This is a genomic window from Leyella lascolaii (assembly GCF_900079775.1).
Classification (GTDB): Bacteria; Bacteroidota; Bacteroidia; order Bacteroidales; family Bacteroidaceae; genus Prevotella; species Prevotella lascolaii.
Genome location: NZ_LT556038.1, coordinates 58,572 through 77,363 on the forward strand (window position 1 = coordinate 58,572; position 18,792 = coordinate 77,363).

At 53.6% G+C, this 18,792-nt stretch carries 13 protein-coding genes; 9 read left to right on the forward strand and 4 right to left on the reverse strand.

All coding sequences use genetic code 11. The features are described 5' to 3' along the window. Positions 1 to 91: 91 nt before the first annotated feature. The 8 genes from crcB to priA all read left to right on the forward strand — a co-directional run bounded on the left by crcB (position 92) and on the right by priA (position 10,517). Positions 92 to 469: a fluoride efflux transporter CrcB gene (gene crcB, locus BN4609_RS06045; protein WP_068855698.1), complete on the forward strand. Its 378-nt coding sequence runs from the start codon at positions 92 to 94 to the stop codon at positions 467 to 469. A gap of 862 nt (positions 470 to 1,331) precedes the next feature. Next, positions 1,332 to 2,270, forward strand: coding sequence for a PorP/SprF family type IX secretion system membrane protein (locus BN4609_RS06050; protein ID WP_021992423.1), 939 nt, complete (start codon positions 1,332 to 1,334; stop codon positions 2,268 to 2,270). A gap of 5 nt (positions 2,271 to 2,275) precedes the next feature. Further along, positions 2,276 to 3,724: a T9SS ring complex lipoprotein PorK/GldK gene (porK, locus tag BN4609_RS06055; protein ID WP_021992422.1), complete on the forward strand. Its 1,449-nt coding sequence runs from the start codon at positions 2,276 to 2,278 to the stop codon at positions 3,722 to 3,724. A 6-nt stretch (positions 3,725 to 3,730) separates the two neighbouring features. Further along, entirely contained in the window at positions 3,731 to 4,558 is an 828-nt protein-coding gene (porL, locus tag BN4609_RS06060) for a type IX secretion system motor protein PorL/GldL (protein WP_068855699.1), read from the forward strand. A gap of 63 nt (positions 4,559 to 4,621) precedes the next feature. Further along, a complete protein-coding gene (gene porM / locus BN4609_RS06065) occupies positions 4,622 to 6,166 on the forward strand; it encodes a type IX secretion system motor protein PorM/GldM (protein WP_068855700.1) in 1,545 nt (514 codons plus the stop codon). 48 nt (positions 6,167 to 6,214) lie between these two features. Next, a complete protein-coding gene (gene porN, locus BN4609_RS06070; RefSeq protein ID WP_068855701.1) occupies positions 6,215 to 7,249 on the forward strand; it encodes a type IX secretion system ring subunit PorN/GldN in 1,035 nt (344 codons plus the stop codon). Positions 7,250 to 7,318: 69 nt separating this feature from the next. Further along, positions 7,319 to 7,948, forward strand: a complete 630-nt coding sequence (locus BN4609_RS06075; RefSeq protein ID WP_021993878.1) for a porin family protein — start codon at positions 7,319 to 7,321, stop codon at positions 7,946 to 7,948. Between the two features lie 292 nt (positions 7,949 to 8,240). After that, entirely contained in the window at positions 8,241 to 10,517 is a 2,277-nt protein-coding gene (priA, locus tag BN4609_RS06080) for a replication restart helicase PriA (RefSeq protein WP_068855702.1), read from the forward strand. A gap of 542 nt (positions 10,518 to 11,059) precedes the next feature. Here priA and BN4609_RS06085 read toward each other — a convergent pair. Then, on the reverse strand, positions 11,060 to 12,562 hold the full coding sequence (locus tag BN4609_RS06085; protein ID WP_068855703.1) for an OmpP1/FadL family transporter: 1,503 nt from the start codon (positions 12,560 to 12,562) through the stop codon (positions 11,060 to 11,062). Between the two features lie 168 nt (positions 12,563 to 12,730). Then, positions 12,731 to 14,833, reverse strand: a complete 2,103-nt coding sequence (locus tag BN4609_RS06090) for an HD family phosphohydrolase (protein ID WP_068855704.1) — start codon at positions 14,831 to 14,833, stop codon at positions 12,731 to 12,733. Positions 14,834 to 14,946: 113 nt separating this feature from the next. Here BN4609_RS06090 and gltX point away from each other — a divergent pair, with 113 nt between their 5' ends. Then, positions 14,947 to 16,464, forward strand: a complete 1,518-nt coding sequence (gltX, locus tag BN4609_RS06095; RefSeq protein WP_068855705.1) for a glutamate--tRNA ligase — start codon at positions 14,947 to 14,949, stop codon at positions 16,462 to 16,464. A 302-nt stretch (positions 16,465 to 16,766) separates the two neighbouring features. On the opposite strand, the gene BN4609_RS06100 is transcribed toward gltX, so the two are convergent. Both BN4609_RS06100 and BN4609_RS06105 read right to left on the reverse strand, forming a co-directional pair. Next, positions 16,767 to 17,849, reverse strand: coding sequence for a glycoside hydrolase family 43 protein (locus BN4609_RS06100; RefSeq protein ID WP_084791384.1), 1,083 nt, complete (start codon positions 17,847 to 17,849; stop codon positions 16,767 to 16,769). 184 nt (positions 17,850 to 18,033) lie between these two features. Then, positions 18,034 to 18,789, reverse strand: coding sequence for a copper homeostasis protein CutC (locus BN4609_RS06105; protein WP_068855707.1), 756 nt, complete (start codon positions 18,787 to 18,789; stop codon positions 18,034 to 18,036). Positions 18,790 to 18,792 lie beyond the last annotated feature (3 nt).

Sequence of the window (18,792 nt, forward strand, 5' to 3'; positions counted from 1 at the left end):
ATAAAGTCTTACCTTTGCATCCGCAAGTCAGGCGCGTATGCCGTATGGTTACAATGTTTTTATTATCGTTAAAAGTTCAGATTACAGTCATATGTTAAGGGTATTGTTGTTTATAGGAGCCGGAAGCTTTGCGGGAGGAGTGGCGAGATACGTGCTCTCTCACACAGTGCAGACCGGTGTCACCTCCGGTTTCCCGTGGGGCACAATGGTTGTCAATGTGCTCGGATGTTTTGTCATAGGTCTGCTCAACGCACTGTTTGAGCGCGGACACGTCATGAACACCGACCTGCGCATGTTCCTCACCACGGGTTTCTGTGGCGGTTTCACCACCTTCTCCACCTTCATGCAGGAGAACTGCACCCTGCTTTCCGACGGCAGGTTCGTTCATTTCTCGCTCTATTCCATACTCAGTTTTGCACTCGGACTGTTCGCGGCATTTGCCGGACAGTTTGTCGTCAAGGCTGTGTGAGCGTCAGTATGCGGGACGGATGTGCGGCAGGCGGTTTTTCCCGAACATCCCTTTGCCTGCCCGTTTTTTATGTCTTTTTAACAGACAACGTCCCAAAAAGCCTTTCCCATATGTTAAAACGCTCTCCTGTTTTTCTCCTCCCGCATCTCCGTTTCAGAGATTCTGAGGGGCGAGGAATGCGCCTTGCGGTTGAATTAATGACATAAATAGACAATGCCGCTGCCCGTCCCGGTATGCGGAAAAGCCTGTTTCGTGATGCTGGACAGTGCTTGTCATGCCATGAAACAGGCTTTCCTGCGGCACGAAACGGGCTCTTCCGCGTTACAGGAACGGCTCTTCCGAGTCATAACATCGTCCTTTTTATCGTATAAAATTGCATAGTTCCTTGACTGTCAATACTATGCGTGTATTGCTGCAAAAACCGGATATTCCCGGGAGAAAAGCTCCTCCGGGTGCTCACTGCGTTAAATCGTAGTTAATGAATGTTAATCCGTGACGGCTGATAAAAGCCTTTCTTTTGATTGCCAGAAATCAGTCTGTATGTTGCGAGGGTATGTCCTATAGTACTTTTCACGCTTTATCGCGACTATGTGTTGTATTATCTATGAGTCGCTTTCTTTGTGAATTTTACCCTTTATTCATGTTCCTGTCGTACGCATGGTTCATTGCGTATGGTCAGAAGGGGGAAGATGTTTCTGGCATATATTGCAGCACTACTTCATATATGTACGTGTCTGTTTACTGGCTCAGGTATTGCCGTCGCTACACGCATGCTCGGGTGCGGAAGTGAAAAGTTATGCGTGAAATGCAATAAAAGTTAGACTGGTTGGCAATAAAAGAGAGAAAGCGACGTTATTAGTACGTGTTTAAACGCAAAATAATAACATTCATCCTCCTTGCGCTTGCCTCCTTGGGAGCGCGCGCGCAGTATGACGTGTCGTTCAGTCATTATTTCGACATGGAGCCTTCGTTCAATGCGGCGGCTGTGGGCAAGCAGTCGAAGCTGAACATCACGGCAGCCTATGCCATGGACTTTGTCGGTTTCGAGAACAATCCGCAGACAATGTATGCGGCGGCAGACCTTCCTTTCTATTTCCTGAAGGGTCTGCACGGAGCCGGTCTGCAGTTCATGAACGACAAGATAGGTCTGTTCAGCCATCAGCGTCTTACCTTGCAATATGCCTACAAGCATAAGCTCTTCGGCGGAACGATAAGTGGAGGACTGAGCGTAGGACTGCTCAGCGAGAGCTTTGACGGTACGAAGCTCGACGCGGGAGAGGCTGGCGACCCGGCTCTGCCAAGCACAAAGGTGGAGGGAAGCGGCTTCGACCTGGGCGTGGGACTGTACTACATGCGCGGTCCGTGGTATGTGGGAGTGTCGGCGCAGCATCTCAACGCGCCCCTCGTGGAGCTCGGAGAGACCAACGAGCTGCAGATTGATCCGACATATTATTTGACGGGCGGATACAATATAAAACTGCGAAATCCGTTTCTAACAATAAAACCGTCTGCGCTCGTACGCACCGACGGAGTTGCCTGGAGAGCCGACATCACAGGCAGGCTGATATACACCAACGACAAGAAAATGATGTACGGAGGCGTTGGCTACAGCCCCACCAACTCGGTGACATTCATGTTCGGAGGCATGTTCCACGGAGTGATGCTCGGCTACAGCTACGAGTTCTACACATCGGCGATAAGCCCCGGCAACGGCAGTCACGAGCTGTTCATAGGCTATCAGATGGATCTCAATCTGATAAAGAAAGGAAAGAACAAACATAAAAGTGTGAGAATATTATAGGAAATATGAATAAGAAGAACAACAGTTTGACGGCATTGCTCGCTCCGGTGTTCTGCCTCGTGCTCGCCGGATGCTTCGGCGGACGCATGGCATCGTCCGGACGGGGTGGCGAGGTGGTGGGCGTGAGCGGCAAGGCTTTCACAGAACCTACACCTTACGGCATGGTCAAGATAGACCGGGGCTACCTGCGCATGGGACTGGAGAAGGGAGACAGCCTGTGGGGTATGCAGACTCCGGTGAGAGACATCTCGGTAGACGGCTTCTGGATGGATGAGACCGAGGTGTCGAACGCAAAGTACAAGCAGTTCGTGTTATGGGTGCGCGACAGCATCGTACGCACCCGTCTGGCTGACCCCTCGTACGGAGGCGACGAGACATACATGATAACCGAGGATGAGAACGGCGACCCCGTGACTCCTCACCTCAACTGGAAGAAGCCCATACCGCGCAAGCCCAATGAGGACGAACTGCGCGCCATAGAGAGCGTATACACCACCAATCCTGTCACAGGAGAGAAGATGCTGGACTACAGACAGATGAACTATAAGTATGAGGTGTACGATTATACGGCGGCGGCACTGCGTCGCAACAGGCTCAACCCGGAGGAACGAAACCTCAACACAGACAATACGGTGAATCCGGACGAGGTGGTCATGATATCGAAAGACACGGCATACATCGACGACGAGGGACGCATCGTCAGGGAAACAATCAACCGCCCGCTGAGCGGACCGTGGGACTTCCTCAACACTTACATCGTGAACATATATCCTGACACCACATGCTGGGTGAACGATTTCCGCAACTCGGACAACGAGATTTACATGCGCAACTACTTCTCCAACCCTGCCTACAACGACTACCCGGTGGTGGGAGTCACCTGGGAGCAGGCTAATGCGTTCTGCGCGTGGCGTACCGAGTATCTGCTCAAGGGTCTCGGACCGGAGGCGCGATTCGTGCAGAGATACCGGCTTCCCACAGAAGCCGAGTGGGAATATGCCGCCAGAGGCAAGGACGGCACCGAGTTCCCGTGGGAAGATGAGGGCGTGATGAGCGGTGAAGGGTGTTTCTTCGCCAACTTCAAGCCCGACCGGGGCAACTATACAAAGGACGGCAATCTCATCACAAGCAAGACTGGAATATATGCCTCGAACAGTAACGGACTCTACGACATGGCGGGCAACGTCGCAGAATGGACGAGTACGGTCTACACCGAGGCGGGAGCGGAGGCGATGAACGACCTCAACCCGCAGCTTGAATACAACGCGGCGAAGGAAGACCCTTACAAGATGAAGAAGAAAAGCGTGCGCGGCGGCTCGTGGAAAGACCCTGAGTCGTACATCCGTTCGGCATGGCGTACGTGGGAATATCAGAACCAGCCGAGGTCGTACATCGGATTCCGGTGTGTCAGAAGCCTTGCAAGTACATCAAGTGGAAAACAGAAAAAGAAATAAACAGCAATGACTGAATACAGCAAATACAACATTGTCTATCGTCTGCAGAAGTGGATCGACAGCGTTCCGGGGCAGACTTTCCTCAACTATGCTTACAGTTGGGGAGCATCAATCGTTATTCTCGGAACATTGTTCAAGCTGACCCACCTGCCCGGAGCGAACATCATGCTGTTCGTAGGTATGGGAACTGAGGTCATCGTGTTCTTCATCTCGGCGTTCGACCGACCGTTCGACAAGACGGCGATAGGCATGGATCTGCCAACGCACGTGGAGGATGAGTATGAAGGGGACGACGCTGAGAGCGCGGAGAATGATGAGGCAGCCGCTGCCGCCGCGCCTGTACAGCCTGCCGTGCAGGGAGGTACAATCATTATAGGTACGTCCGGAACCGCACCCGCGGCGGCTGTGGCTGATGCCGGAAAAGGCGGAGCTGCGGAGGCAGGAGGCATTGCAGGCACCGCCGTCGTGGCTGGAAACTGGGTGGCAGGACAGCAGCAGAACGGTGAGGAACTGGCTGAGGCGCAGGGCAATTACATCGAAGAGCTGAACCGGCTCACGGAGACTCTGCAGAAGGTATCGGAGCAGAGCGAGCGTCTCACACGCGACAGCGAGGAGATGGAGATGCTCAACCGCACGCTCACTGGCATATGCCGGGTGTACGAGATGCAGCTTAAAGGAGCCAGCCAGCAGATTGGAACCATCGATCAGATAAACGAGCAGAGCCGCAAGATGGCACAGCTCATCGAGCAGCTCAACGGCATCTACGCACGCATGATAGAGGCGATGACGGTCAATATGCGCGCCGCCGCGCCCGACAACGCCCCAAAACAGTAACCGCAGACCGAACCGCCCGAGTCCGGAAAGGACTGCGGGACGTGATATTAAAGTAAAACATAAATGGCAATAAAGAAACGACCGATATCGCCGCGCCAGAAGATGATCAACCTGATGTACGTCGTCCTCATGGCAATGCTTGCTCTCAACATATCCACCGAGGTGCTCAACGGCTTCTCAATCGTTGAGGAAAGCCTCAACAGGACAACCTCCAACTCGTCCAAGGAGAACGATGCCATATACCGGAACTTCTCCGAACAGATGAGGGCGAACCCTCAGAAGGTGAAGGAATGGTTTGAGAAGGCGACGGCGGTGAAGCAGATGAGCGACTCGCTATATAACTTCGCGCAGCAGCTGAAGACCGAGATTGTGCGCATGGCAGACGGGAAAGACGGCGATGTGATGAACATCGTGAACAAGGAAGACCTTGAGGCTGCCAACCAGGTAATGCTCGCTCCCGGCACGGGAAAGGGCAGACGGCTCTACGATGCCATAAACAGCTTCCGCACGCGCATAGTGTCCATGGTGACCGATCCGCAACAGCGGAGCATCATTGAGAGCAACCTTACCACCAGACTGCCTAAGAACGCTGTCACAATGGGTAAGAACTGGCAGGAGTATATGTTTGAGGACATGCCCGTGGCAGCTGCTGTCACGCTGCTCTCCAAGCTTCAGAGCGACGTGCGCTACGCCGAGGGCGAGGTGCTGCATACGCTTGTCTCCAATGTGGATATGAAGGACATACGTGTCAACCAGCTCAATGCGTTCGTCATACCTGAGTCCCGCACCGTCATAAGTGGGGACCTTTTCTCCGCCCAGATAGTCATGGCGGCTGTCGACACCACCCAACATCCGGAGGTATATGTGGGAGGCAGAAGGATAGACGGCAACACTTACCGGTTCACGGCAGGCGGAGTGGGAGAGCATTCGTTCGGAGGTTACATCACGATGAAGAACGCCAACGGCGACATCATACGCCGTGACTTCACGCAGAAGTATACGGTTGTCGGTCCGAGCGCGACCGTCTCCGCCGACCTTATGAATGTACTCTACGCCGGATATGAGAATCCCATAAGCATAAGCATCCCTGGAGTGCCGCTCAGCAGTGTGTCGGCGTCGATGTCGGGAGGCTCATTCCGCTCCATCGGAATGGGACGCTACATTGCCCGTCCTACGACAGTGGGACAGGATGTCACCATCACCGTGTCAGCCAATCAGAACGGACGCACGCGCCAGATGGGCAAGTATGTGTTCAAGGTGAGGAAACTTCCCGACCCGACAGCTTATCTTCAGATTGGTACCGACCGCTTCAAGGAGGGCGGACTGCCTAAGGCTTCGCTCATGGGAGTGAACGAAGTGAAGGCTGCCATAGACGACGGCATACTCGACATACAGTTCCGTGTGCAGAGCTTCGAGACCGTGTTCTTCGACAACATGGGCAATGCCGTGCCGATGGCGTCGGACGGTGCGTCGTTCAGCAGCCGTCAGAAGGAGACCTTCAGGAAGCTTTCGAGAAACAAACGGTTCTATATCTCGCGCGTCACTGCGGTGGGACCGGACGGCATCACGCGCCGTCTGCCGGGCTCGATGGAGGTCATCGTGAAATAGAACTGAACAGGAATAACAGAAAAAGAACATACAACGAGTATATATATTATGAGAAAACTAATGTTCATATTGATTGCGGCATGCCTCGCGCAGAGCGTTTCGGCACAGCCTGAGGCACGCCGCAGGGAACAGCGGCAGGCAGCCGCGGCAAGTGCCAACGCCCTCTCCACGAGAGCGCAGATATCGTTTCCCACGCAGGCTCCTATGAACGAGGATGTCGTATGGAGACGCGACATCTACCGTGAGATAGACCTCAACGATGAAGCCAACGCCGCGCTGTATTATCCGGTTGAGCCGCTCGGGTCGCAGATGAACCTCTTCACCTATATATTCAAGCTCGTGATGCGTCGCAGCGTCACGCCATACGAGTACAGACTCGACGGCAATGAGGTGTTCGACGAGTCGGCGAAGGTGAATCTCATGTCGATTCTCGACAACTACCACATATTCTACGAGCGCACCGACAGGGGCACACGCATCGACGACAGTGACATCCCGTCGCGTGAGGTGACCGCATACTATGTCAAGGAAAGCGCATATTACGACCAGGCGACAGCGACGTTCCACACAAAGGTGACGGCTCTCTGTCCGATACTACGCCGTGAGGACGACTTCGGAGACGCCGCAACCTCCTATCCGCTCTTCTGGATGAAGTACGACGAACTGGCTCCGTTCCTCACCCGTCAGACCATCATGACGAGCAATCTCAACAACGCAGCCACCATGAGCGTGGACGATTATTTCACCCGCAACATGTATAAGGGCAAGATATACAAGACATCCAACATGCTCGGAAAGACTCTTGCGCAGTACTGTCCTACAGACTCGGCTATGTCGAAGGAGCAGAAACGCATAGAGGGAGAGCTGAAGGAGTTTGAGAAGAACATATGGGGCGACCCCGTGCGCAAGGATTCTCTCGACAGCATAGCAAAGCTCGACAAGAAGGAACTGAAGGTTGTGAAGAAGAAAAACCGCAGGTCGGGCGGAACGTCGAAGACTGTGAAGAAGAAGAGCAGAACGTCTTCAGGCTCGTCGGCTTCGTCGTCATCGGCTCGTGTCACGGTGCGCCGGCAGCGTCGCTGACATGTGTCTGACGGCAGACATGCCGTGAGTGAGACAACCATATTATTAACACCATAAACTCAAAGGCTTATGAAAAAGATTTTTATACTGGCATGCATCATGATGACAACCTTGTTTGCGACCGAGTCATCCGCACAGATCAAGTTCGGACTTAAAGGCGGTCTGAACGTCACAAGCATGAACTTCAGCAAGGAAGTACTTGATGCAGGCAACCGCACCGGATTCTTCATCGGTCCGACAGTGCTGTTCACACTGCCTGTCGTCGGTCTCGGCATCGACGCGTCGGCAGTCTACGACCAGCGTGAGGCAGAGCTGAAGTATGGCGGAAAAGAAAGCGACAAACTGAAAACCCAGGCTATCAACATCCCGATAAACCTGCGCTACGGATTCGGACTCGGCAATACCGCCAGCCTGTTTCTCTTCGCCGGACCGCAGTTCGGGTTCAACGTGGGCGACAAGCATCAGTCTCTCTACAACGACGTTGCCTCATGGAGGCTCAGCTCTTCGAACTTCAGCGTGAACGTCGGTGCCGGAGTCATGCTCATAAACCATCTGCAACTGTCTGCCAACTACAACATCGCGTGTGGAAAGACAGGCGATGTGACGGTGATTGACGCTGCAACCGCCGCCACAGAAAGCATCCTTTCGTCGAAAGGACGTTCCAATGCATGGCAGATTTCTCTGGCATATTATTTCTGAAAAAACTTTTTCTCGCATAATTGGAAGACCCGCTCATGTGGGTCTTCTTTTTTATACAGGCATGTATCATGAATTAAACGCCATCGGACTGTGCACTCTTCTGATAAGACAAGGATATTGTCGTATCCTGAAAAAATTATAATGTCGGTTAATTTGATACGGTTGCTTATAACACCGTAATAAGCATACCTCCGTCATCGGCGTGCCGTCCGGAAATAAAAAACAACACATGAGAAAACATGCCTTATATAGTTTGCCGGATTAGCCATAAATAAGTAATTTTGCAATACTTATGGTTTACGCAGACATCATACTCCCACTTCCTCTCGAAGGCGTCTTCACCTATTCCGTGCCCGACGGCATGACAGCCGCCGTGAAGCCCGGGATGAGGGTCGTTGTGCCTTTCGGACCCAGCAAGAAATACATCGGCGTCGTACTCAGGACGCACGGAGAGGAACCGTCGTTCGACGTGAAGGACATACTCTCTCTGCCCGACCAGCACCCCATTGTCACCGGTTTGCAGCTGCGGCTCTGGCAATGGATAGCCGACTACTACATGTCGCCGCTTGGCGATGTGTTCAAAGCTGCGCTGCCTGGCGGACTGAAGGACGAGGACGGATACCGTCCAAAGACGGAGCGTTGCGTCACTCTGCCCGAGAAGATGCGCTCCGGGCAGTCGCTGCATGTGGCTCTCAACATGCTCGTGCAGACACGTGCCAGAAAGCAGAGGGAACTCTTCGAGTGCTTTCTTGCCATGAGCCGATGGGACGAGGCGTGCTCCGGAGGCTCGCGCGATTCCGTGACAGAGCTTACGTGTGAGGAACTGCTGAACGAGGCGCACGCCACCACCACTATCCTGAACTCTCTTGTTACGCGCGGCTTTCTCACCATATACGAACGTGAGGTGGGGCGTGTGGGCAACGGCGGAGAGCCTCATCCCGAGAACATGAAGAAGCTCGGAGACGCCCAGCGGAAGGCTTTTGACGAGATACAGGACACGTTCAGGACAAAGAACGTGACGCTGTTGCACGGCGTGACGTCGAGCGGCAAGACCGAAATATACATCCATCTCATTGACAAGACGCTGCGCGAGGGCGGTCAGGTGCTCTATCTGCTGCCGGAGATTGCGCTCACGGTGCAGATAATGAAGCGTCTGCGCAACGTCTTCGGCGACCGCCTTGGCATATACCATTCCAAATACAGCGATGCCGAACGGGTGGAGATATGGAAGCGGCAGCTGTCCGACAATCCCTACGGGGTGATACTCGGAGCGCGCTCGGCGCTCTTCCTGCCTTTCAGCAATCTCAGACTCGTCATTGTGGATGAGGAGCACGAGACGTCGTTCAAGCAGCAGGACCCTGCTCCGCGCTACCATGCGCGCTCGGCGGCGATAATGCTCGCATCGATGTGCGGAGCCAAAGTGCTGCTCGGCTCAGCCACACCTTCGGCGGAGAGCTACAGCAACGCGCTCACAGGCAAGTACGGACTGGTGAGCATAATGACACGCTACAAGAACATACAGTTGCCGGAGATACAGGTGGTGGACGTCAAAGACCTGCGTCGCCGCAAGATGATGAACGGTCCGTTCTCGCCCGCTCTGCTCGCGGCGGTGCGCGGAGCGTTGGCTGACGGACGCCAGGCTATACTCTTCCACAACCGCCGCGGCTTCGCTCCGATGACCGAGTGCCACGTGTGCGGGTGGGTCCCGCATTGCGACAAGTGCGATGTGAGCCTCACTCTCCATAAGTCGCTCGGACGCCTTACGTGCCATTACTGCGGCAGTGTGTTCTATGTGCCCGACCGTTGTCCGTGCTGCGGCAGTACCGACCTGCGCGCTCGGGGATACGGAACGGAGAATATCGAGGACCGGGTGCGCGACATCTTCCCCGAGGCACGTATCTCGCGGATGGACCTCGACACCACACGCACGCGCAATGCGTACGAGCGCATCATCGGCGAATTCTCTTCCGGACACACCAATCTGCTCATAGGCACGCAGATGGTGAGCAAGGGTCTCGACTTCGGCAACGTCGCCGTGGTGGGCATCCTCGACGCCGACACCATGCTGAACAACCCCGATTTCCGCGCCTACGAGCACGCCTTCATGATGATGTCGCAGGTAGCCGGACGGGCGGGACGCAAGGGCAGCCGTGGAAAGGTGATTCTCCAGACACGCAATCCGGAGCTGCCCGTGATAGGAGAGGTGGTGAGAAACGACTTTAAGACGTTCTACAAGGAGCTCTTCGAGGAACGCCGCATGTTCCGCTATCCTCCGTTCAGCCATATAGTGTGTGTTTATCTGCGCCACCGCGACGCACGTGTGGCTGACGACGCTGCCGCCGACATGGCGCGTCTTCTGCGTGCCGCGCTCGGCGACAGGGTGCTCGGTCCCGACCGTCCGTCGGTAGCCCGGGTGAAGACAATGAGCATACGGAAGATTCTCATAAAGCTTGAGAACGGCATAAGTCTGCCCCGCGTGCGCGAGTGTCTGCGCTCACGGCAGTCTGTTCTGATGCAGAACAGACGCTATGCCACGCTCGAGACCTACTATGATGTGGACCCGCTGTGAGCCTTCGGTCACAGGTACGCGCCACTGACGCGGTGTCCTTTCATGCCGTTTCACGGTTTGTCGGGAGTAAAAAATTTTGACAGCACGGATTCATAAAATAGAAGTGAACGAACGTTAAAAGCGACTTTGTGGCTCACTTCAGACACTCTCCGTCAGGTGAACGGCAGCTGCTGATGCGTAAAAAATAATATACGTGGTAATGAAAAGTATATTCCTGCCATGCTGGAAAGGCTCTTCCGTCATACGGCAAAGCCCGTTCGGTAATACGAAAAAGGCTCTTTCGCATCACGAAAGAGCCTTTTTCATGTTCCGGAACAGTGTGTTTCAGTTCTTTGTTTTGTGCATTATGCTGATATACAGTGTGTTATACTGCTCTTTAATAAAAACGCTTTTATGCCGCCGTTTCGGTGTTTCTGAGTATCACGCGCATTCTCGTGAAGTTGGCGTTGCTCTTTTTCACACCCGCGCATGCTGTTTTCTCGCAATTCCGGACAGGTTTTCACTCCTGCCGTCCTGGCAGAAAGAGCATGCCGCCCGTCGGTTCACAGCTTTATGTCAACGCCCAGACCGATGACGCGGTTGGAGCGTGTGAACGAGTCGCTTATTTTCATCGATGCGCTTGCCTGCACCTTGTCATAGTCTCCGTAGAGCGTCTGGAACCATGCGGCGTTTATCTTCACCTTGTCCGTCACGTTCACCCCGACGCCCAGTCCGTACGACCATGAGCTGACGTTATAGCTTATGTCGTTCATTGCCTTGTCGTTGAAGTCGTAGCATGTGCGCTGTGCTCCCGCGCTCACCTGTATGTATCTGTTGATGTCATACTCCGCTCCGAAGAGATATTCGTTGGTGTCGCCAAGCATGTCCCGGGTGTATTGCTCCGTGTCGGTGTCGAAGTAGCGGTGATAACCAGCCATGACGCGCAGCGATGGAAGCACCTCATACTGCGCTCCCACGGTGAGAAGTGCAGGCGAGTCCTCCGCCACCTTCCTGCCGTCGGCATATTTGTCGAGCATGCTTATGTTCTCTGCGCTGAGGCTGTTTGCCGATTTGTTCTTCAGACGCATGCGGGTCTTGAACTCATACTTGGCTGCGAGGTTCAGCCTTCCAGCCTTGAAGTCCACTCCGATGATGGGTGCCACGCCCCAGCCGCTTTGGTCGCAGTTCAGCTCTATGTCCTGTGTCATCATGGCGTAGCCTGTCATCTGTGCAGCCTGAGCCCTTGCCTCGGCAGCCTTGTCGTCGAGTCCGGCAGCCTCATACATGCCCGCCGCCTGATTGAGCGAAGCCGCGAGCGACCCGAAGAAAGCCGGAGCGGCGGTCATGGAGAGCTGTCCGCCCGTGCTCTGTTGCAGTGAGATGTTCTTCACGTAGCCGTAGTAGTTGGCGGTGCCGTACAGCATCCGCAGTCCGCCATACACCGAGAGGTTGTCGCTTATCTTGTATGAGCTTCCGAGAGTGAAGCCGTAGTAGTACTGCCTTCCGCGCATAAAAGGGTCCATGGAGTAGCCTCCGGTGAGCTGTGTGCCCATCGGTTCGAGGCTGCTGTTGATGCCTGCGGCGAGCAGGGCTGCCGGAATGCCTGCCACGACACCCTCGAACGAGCCGAGACCATTGTCGAACTCACACTTTCCTCCGCCTCCTGTTATGGCGAAACCGAACTGGAATGTCCAGTCGTCCTTGACGTATGCCGCCTGGAACGACGGCACTACCGGCGCGTCGGCGACACCCTTGAACTTGTGGGCGTAGCCGTTGGCGGCTGTCGCCGGGTTGTTCACGTTGTTCTTGAACAGGTCGCCGTAGGCTGTTGTTATGGTTCGTGTCTGGTGCACGTTCTGCAGGTTTATGGACAGATGGAAACCGTTTTCGAGGAAAGCCACGCCCGCCGGATTGCTGTATACACCGTCGATGCCGATGGCGGCGTCGCGCGCCGGATTTCTCAGGAAGATTATGTTCTGGTTTGTGTTTGTGAGTATGCCGCCCGCGAATGAGCTTACGCAACATGCGGCAAAGAGAGCCGCGAGGGCTAATTTTGATTTATTCATCTTAATATTGTTTAAATGATAGGTCGCAAAGTTAATTAAATTGCTCTTTAATACAGTAAAAGATGTTTTGTGTTTAATGAATGTTAACTAAAAAGAAACGGCATGCTGCACAAATGATTGTATATGTGCAACATGCCGTTGTCTTATATGACGTATGTGTGGTCAGCCTCAGTTGTATCCCCACCTGTTCTTCCGTTTCGGACGGTCGGGCGTCTTTTCATACTTCTTCAGCTCCGGATAGGATATCCGTGTGTGGTAGATGGCTTTGAGTCTTTCTATGAGCACCTGCTTCGCCTGCTCTATGTCGTGGAACGTTATGGGGCAGTCCTTGAAGAATCCGTCAGCCATCTGGCTGTCTATTATCTTGTTTACGAGCGCGGATATGCTCTCTTCGGTGTATGTGGGGAGCGAGCGCGAGGCTGCCTCCACGCCGTCAGCCATCATGAGTATAGCCTGTTCGCGCGTGAACGGGTTGGGACCCGGATAGGTGAACGGTGTCGGGTCCACATCCTCGTCGGGGTGTTTGTTCTTATAGTTTATGTAGAAGTATTTTGCCATTCCGCATCCGTGGTGGGTCAGGATGAAGTCTTTTATTATTCCGGGCAGTCCCGCCTTCTCCGCCATCTTCACTCCCTCGGTGACGTGACTTATCACTATGCGCGCGCTTTCCTTGTCTGATATGTTCTCGTGAGGGTTCACCCCAGCCTGGTTCTCGGTGAAGAACACGGGGTCGGACATCTTTCCTATGTCATGATAGAGTGCTCCCGTGCGCACGAGAAGGCTGTTGGCGCCTATCTTGCTGGCTATTTCGGCAGCCAGATTGCCCACGGTTATGGAGTGCTGGAAGGTGCCGGGGGCTGTCGCGCTGAGGTCGTGAGGCAGTCCGCGGTTGGTGTTCGACAGCTCGAAAAGCATGACACTGGATGTGAATCCGAACGTTTTCTCGATGATGAACATAAGCGGATAGGACAGAAGCACGAGCACGCCGTTCACGCAGAAGTGGTAGTACATGTCGCCGTCAAGCATCGGGAAGTCGGTGTCCTGTATCATCTGGAGGGCGAAGTATACGGCTGAGCTGCCCGCGGTGACGAAGAGCGCCGCCTTGAAAACCTGCGAACGGTGGAGCAGTTCGCGCAGTGAGTAGATGGCTATGAGTCCTGACACTATCTGGATGATGATGAACTCATACTGGTATTTCACTGCCGTGGTGCAGATGAGAATCATCGTCACGTGTGTGACGAACGCCGTGCGCGAGTCCATGAACACCCTCACGAATATGGGGACGATGGCGAACGGAATGATGTAGACGCTCAGGAAGTTGTGCCGCATGAAGAACGACACGATGACGGGGAATATCGTTATCAGCGCGTAGAGCATGGCAATGCTTCGCGGTTTGTCGAAATAATCGCGGCGGAACAGTCCGAGATATGCCGTGAAGAGCATTATCATGATGGTCACGAATATGGTCTGACCTATCAGGATTGACGTTATCTGGTTTGCCGATGCGCCCCTCCGCTGCATCTCCCGTTCGAAAGAGCTGAGCACGCGGTATATGTGTTCGTCCACAATGTCGCCCCTGTCTATTATCTTCTGCCCGCTCATCACCATGCCGCTTGCCGACGGTATGCTGCTGAGCAAGTCGCTGCGCTCAGTCTCGTTGCGCTCCTTGTCGTATATAAGGTTCGGTTCTATGTAGTTGTTGAGGTCGCATTTCTGGAGTATCTGCCTCTGTTGGGCAAGCCGTTCGTCCATGAAAAGGAACTCATATGCCGTCATCGTGGAGAAGACATAGGTGATGCGGGTGCTCTGCGCGTTGGTTCCGTCCACTATCCTTACCATGTTCGACGAGTCCTTGTATATCTCGTTGTATTCCGGAGTGTCCATTATTCCCGACTGGTATATGCGGTGCAGCCTGTCGGCTATTATTTTCAGATAGTTCGCCGGAAGCCCCGGTATGCCGTTGCGGAAATCGTTCCACAGCTTCTTGAGCTCAGTCTGCTCCACGTTCTTGTCGTAGTTGTAGTACGGCTGATAGTTTGCGAGCACCGAGTCTTCCTGTTGTTTTATTATCTCATCGGTCTTGTAGATTGGGAAGTCGAACTTTGCTATGAACGAACTGTACATCCACGGCTTGCCGATGTCGTAGCGGTAGTGCTTGCTTTCGGTCCTCGGCAGCGACCACACTATTACAAGTACGGTCACGGCAATGAGCGAAATGCGTATTATTATGTTACGGAGGTTTTTCCCTCTGTTTTTGTTCTGTATGTTCATAATGGGTGTATTAATTTGTTTCCTTTGCGAAAGTAATAAAAAACTGACAACATTTGGAAAATTTATATTACTTTTGCAGGAAAATTATAGATAAATAATTTATTTTGCATTCAATGTCAGAGAATAAAGTCAGAGTGCGTTTTGCGCCCAGCCCAACGGGACCGCTGCACATCGGCGGAGTGCGGACCGCACTGTTTAATTATCTCTTCGCGCGTCAGCATGGCGGCGAACTTGTTTTCAGAATAGAAGATACCGACTCAAACCGGTTCGTTCCCGGAGCCGAGGAATATATCATAGAGTCGTTCCGCTGGCTCGGAATAAAGTTCGACGAGGGTGTGTCCTTCGGTGGCGAATACGGTCCTTACCGCCAGAGCGAGCGCAGGGACATCTACCGGAAGTATGTCGACATGCTGCTCGAAAAGGGCATGGCGTATGTGGCTTTCGACACTCCCGAGGAGCTGGAGAAGAAACGCAGCGAGACGGCAAACTTCCAGTATGACGCCCATACGCGCATGCAGATGACCAACTCGCTCACAATGACACCGGAGGAATGCAGCCGTCGCATAGCCGACGGGCAGCAGTATGTGGTGCGTTTCAAGGTGGAGCCGGGACAGGAGGTGCATGTGGACGACATGATACGCGGTGAGGTGGTCATAAAAAGCGACATCATCGACGACAAGGTGCTTTACAAGAGTGCCGACGAACTGCCTACATATCATCTTGCCAACATCGTGGACGACCATCTGATGAAGATAAGCCACGTCATAAGAGGTGAGGAGTGGCTGCCGAGCGCGCCGCTTCATGTGCTGCTCTACAGGGCTTTCGGCTGGGAGGACACCATGCCGAAGTTCGCTCACCTGCCGCTTCTCCTCAAGCCGGAAGGCAAGGGCAAGCTCTCCAAACGCGACGGAGACAGGCTCGGATTCCCCGTCTTTCCGCTGGAATGGCACGACCCCAAGACGGGCGACGTGTCCTCCGGATACCGCGAGAGCGGCTATTTCCCGGAGGCGGTGGTAAACTTCCTCGCTCTGCTCGGGTGGAATCCAGGCACTGAGCAGGAGCTTTTCACGCTCGACGAGCTTGTCAGTCTCTTCGACATAACAAAGTGTTCGAAAGCCGGAGCACGCTTCGACTATCAGAAAGGAATATGGTTCAACCACGAATATATACTGCGCAAGAGCAGCGAGGAGATAGCAAGGCTCTTCGCACCCATCGTTGCCAACAACGGCGTTGACGAACCGTTTGAGCGCGTGTTGAAGGTAGTGGAGATGATGAAAGACCGCGTGAGCTTCGTGAAAGAGCTGTGGCAGCTCTGCTCATTCTTCTTCATCGCACCGACGGAATATGACGCCAAGACCGTGAAAAAGCGTTGGAAAGCCGACTCAGCAAAGGTTATGGGCGAGCTGGCTGAGGTGTTGGAAGGCATCGAAGACTTCTCCGTGGAAGGTCAGGAGCATGTTGTCATGGCATGGGTGGAGTCGAAGGGCTACAAGCTCGGTGATGTGATGAACGCTTTCAGGCTCACTCTCGTGGGCGAGGGAAAGGGTCCCGGCATGTTCGACATATCCGCGTTCCTCGGCAAGGAAGAGACTCTGCGCCGTATGCGCCGTGCCATTGAGGTGCTGAAATAGGCAGAACAGTCATACCGCCTTGCGCTTGTTGCATGCTGGAAAGGTGCTTCCCGCACACAGAAAGCGGTATTGCCGCGCTACGGGAATTGACATACGAGATTATGATAAAAATGAGAATGGAGAACGTTGTCCGACGTTCTCCATTCTCATTTACGTTCTTTATTGTTGCGGAAGTTCCATTTTTCATGCATCCGGTGTCATATTCTTGTGCGTCATATGTTGAATTCTTATGCCTCGGATGCTGCATTCCCATGTCTCTGTCATGGCATTTCCGTCACCGGTAAGAGATGATGTGGAGAGCCTTACTCCACAATCACCTTGCGCGTCTTTCCGTTTTCGCGTACGATGTTCACGCCCTTCTGCGGCTCGGAAAGCCTCATTCCGCTGAGTGAGAAATACTCTTTCACACTCTCACCGGTGCTTATGCCGCCTATGCCGTCGGTAACATCCTCATTGGTTATGGGTCTTATTATAGGGTCGTCGGTCATTCTGAGCACCCTGCGTCCCGGTCTTCCGGTGAACTCCATCGTGCCTATGTACATCAGACGGTCGTGTACGGACGTTGTGGAATTGTGCGCGTGGAACGCTATGCGCATCTTTCCTTCCTTGTCGGTGAATATGGTGTGGTGTCCTGTTCCCACAAGATCCTCTACCCGGCACAGTATAGGCTTGCTGTATTTGCCCCATGTCGGATTGCTGAGAGATGACGTTGTGGCGCATCCCACGGCATAGTCCTGACTGTTGTAGTCGTTAGCCGAGTAGGTGAGATAGTATTTGTTCTCGAACTTAACCATGTTAGGTCCCTCGCATACCCTGCCGAGCAGTTTCTCCCAAGGCAGTGTTACGTTGATGCATTTCTTCAGTGTTCCGTCTATCGGAGTCATGTAGTCGTCCTCCAGCTCGCACATCCATATGCAGTTGCCGTCGGTGAACCGTACGAAGAAAAGGTAAGCCTTGCCGTCGTCATCGAAGAAAACGTGCGAGTCGATGCACTTCTCCGAGCCCAGAAGATTGTTCATCTGGTATGTGCCTTGCTGCCTGAACGGTCCGAGCGGAGAGTCTGACGTGGCTACGTAGAGATGCTCGTTGGCAGAATAATACATATAGTATTTGCCGTTCTTATGATAAACCTCCGGTGCCCAGAACCATCTTTCTTCGGTCGTCTGGTTCCTGTGCAGGGCGAGTCCCCGGTATTTCCAGACATACAGGTCGTCGGAAGTCCATACCTCGATACCGTTGGCGTTGTGCGTGCCGTAGGCATAATAAGTGTCTCCGTCGAGCAGAACGTAAGGGTCGGCAAGCGGCACCTTGCTCTTGGCTCCGTCTGCGAGGACGTTCACCGCAGACATTAACAATGTGATGAGAGTTGTGAATAAGTACTTCATAAATTAGGTTTTTTAATTTGATGTTTATATAAGATAAGCTTCGGCTCGGCAGTATCAAGTCCGGTAAGACTTTGTCTTCCCGCCTTGCTGTTGCACTCGCCTTGCATTATTTTTGGCAAATGTACGAAAAAAACGCCACAAACAGCTAACTGCCGTGGCGTTTTTACAATTATCGCATGATATTTTATCCGATGCAGGCATTTATTGTCTGTCTCACACGTTCGGCTGAGGTGACTTCCGTCGATGTCTCGTCAGCGTCTTTGCTGCCCATGAACACGCGGCTGTTGATGTAGTCCATGCCGCTTCTCACCTTTGTTCTTGCGGAGAAATGATACTCTCTGAGTGATGTGAGAGAGCGCAGATGCGCAATGTTGTTCTCGTTTACGCCGCATCCGGCGAGCAGTATTATGCGTCCGTCAGCCTGTCTGTCGAGTTCCTTCAGCAGCTGTGCACCGCTCAGGGCGTCGGGTTGCTGTCCGGAGGTAAGTATGCGGTTGAAGCCAAGAGAGATGATGTCCTCGAGAGCCTTCTGCGGATTGCGGCACATGTCGAAGGCTCTGTGAAACGTCACCGACATACCTGCAGCGCACCGTATGAGCTGTCTGTTTGCCTCAATATCCACCTCTCCGTCTTTCGTCAGACATCCGAACACCACACCGTCGGCACCGAGTTCCCTGCACACGCCTATGTCTTCTGTCATGCGCTCGAGCTCGAGCGGAGTGTAGAGAAAGTCGCCTCCGCGCGGCCGTATGATGATGTGCAGGCGTGTGGACGTGAGCAACCGGCGTGCGGTCTTTATCTCTCCGTACGACGGAGTGGTGCCTCCCTCGGGTATGCCGGCGCAGAGTTCCACACGGTCGGCGCCTCCTTCCTGTGCCGCCAGACAGCTTTCCACACCGTTGGCACACACTTCGAATCTGTAGTCCTGTCTACTGTCCATATC